Source organism: Nocardia sp. NPDC059236 (assembly GCF_042754085.1).
Lineage (GTDB): Bacteria > Actinomycetota > Actinomycetes > Mycobacteriales > Mycobacteriaceae > Nocardia.
In genome coordinates, this window is record NZ_JBHZAF010000124.1 from 1 (window position 1) to 1,020 (window position 1,020).

Here is a 1,020-nt window from a genome sequence, read left to right on the forward strand (position 1 = left end):
CCCCTGGCCCTGGGAGGGCCGCGTCACCCAGGTCGTCGAGCTCGCCGAGGACGGCGGTTCGCTGACCCTGAAGCTCGCCGTCGAGACCTTCGACGTCTCCTTCCCGGCGCAGGCCGGCTGGCACCCGTGGTTCCTGCGCAACCTCGGCCAGGGCGGTGAGGACGTGCGGATCGACTTCTCCCCCGAGTGGCAGGAGGAGCGGGGCGCCGACCACATCCCCACCGGTACCCGCATCGAGCCGCGGCCCGGCCCCTGGGACGACTGCTTCGGGATGCCGGGCGGTGTGGACGTCACCCTGACCTGGCCGTCCGAGCTGTCGCTGCGGATGACCTCGCGGGCCGAGTACGTCGTGGTCTACGACGAGCCGGAGGAGGCCGTCTGTGTGGAGCCGCAGTCCGGCCCCCCGAACGGGCTCAACTCCCACCCGCGCCAGGTGACTCCCATCGACCCGCTGGAGCTGACGACGACCTGGAGCTGGCAGCGGCTCTAGGCGGCTGCCGGGAGACGGTCGCGGGACGCATAGGCTGAGGCCTCATGAATGACGACGTGCGCGCCGCGCTGCTGCGACAGATCAAGGACAAGGCCGTGGTGCACGGCCGCGTCACGCTCTCCTCCGGAGCGGAGGCCGACTTCTACATCGACCTTCGCCGGATCACCCTGGACGGTGAGTCGGCGCCGCTCGCGGGCCAGGTGATGCTGGACGCGACGGCGCATCTGGACTACGACGCGGTGGGCGGCCTCACCCTGGGGGCCGACCCGGTCGCGTCGTCGATGCTGCACGCCGCCGCGGCCCGCGGTCGGCACCTCGACGCGTTCGTCGTCCGCAAGGCGGGCAAGGCGCACGGGCTGCAGCGCCGGATCGAGGGCCCGGATGTCGCGGGGCGCCGGGTGCTGATCGTCGAGGACACCTCGACGACGGGGAACTCGCCGCTCACCGCTGTGGAGGCGGCCCGCCAGGCGGGTGCCGAGGTGGTCGCGGTGGCGACGATCGTGGAGCGCGGCGCGGCTCCCGCGATGGAA

Annotated in this window: 1 protein-coding gene and 1 pseudogene; both read left to right on the top strand. The window is 72.7% G+C overall.

Annotated elements, in window-relative coordinates; translation table 11 throughout:
* Positions 1 to 490 (top strand): annotated as a pseudogene (locus ACFXIV_RS48380) (aldose 1-epimerase); the annotation flags it as partial.
* Between the two features lie 44 nt (positions 491 to 534).
* Positions 535 to 1,020: orotate phosphoribosyltransferase (locus tag ACFXIV_RS48385; RefSeq protein WP_379421599.1), on the top strand; the 486-nt coding region annotated here is incomplete at its 3' end.